This window comes from Neisseria sp. P0022.S009, from assembly GCF_051956675.1.
Lineage (GTDB): Bacteria > Pseudomonadota > Gammaproteobacteria > Burkholderiales > Neisseriaceae > Neisseria.
In genome coordinates, this window is sequence record NZ_JBQCXE010000040.1 from 1 (window position 1) to 554 (window position 554).

At 48.7% G+C, this 554-nt stretch carries 1 protein-coding gene; it reads right to left on the minus strand.

The features are described 5' to 3' along the window. Positions 1-33 precede the first annotated feature (33 nt). Positions 34-554 (minus strand): hypothetical protein (locus ACTHUG_RS11325; RefSeq protein ID WP_440422266.1); only part of this gene is annotated, 521 nt, incomplete at its 5' end.

A 554-nucleotide genomic window follows, 5' to 3' on the forward strand; every position in this document is an offset into this window, starting at 1 on the left:
GGCCATAGCGATTTCTTGCACGCCGGCGATTTCTTAGGTGCCCCTCCCTCCCCTTTTCCCTTTTCTCCCCCTTCTCCTTTCCTCTTCTTCCCTCCCCTTCCCCCTTTCTTTTCCTCCTCCCTCCCTTTTTTCTTCTTTCTCCCTTCTTTTTTTTTTTCCTTCTCCCCTCTCCCCCTCCTTCCCCTTCCCTTCCCCTCCTTTTTCTCCTTTCTTCCCCTCCCTCGTCTTTTTTCTTCTCCTTCCCTCCCTCCCTCCTCCTTTCTCCTCTCTTTCTTTTTCCTCCTTCTTCCTCCCCCTCCTTCCTTCTTTCCCCTTCTTTTCCCCTTCTTTCCTTTTTTTTTTTTCTTTTTCCCCCTCCCCCCCCCCCCTCCTTCCTTTTTCTTCTCTTTCCCTTTTTTTTTTTTCCCCTCCCTTCTTTCTCTCCTTCCCTCTCTTTTTCTCTTCTTCCCTCCCCTTCTCTCCCTTCTCCCCCTCTCCCTTTTTTCCTTCTCTTTCTCTTTTTCCCCTTTTTTTTTCCTCTTTCCTTTTCTTTCCTCCCTCCTTCTTTTCTCTTC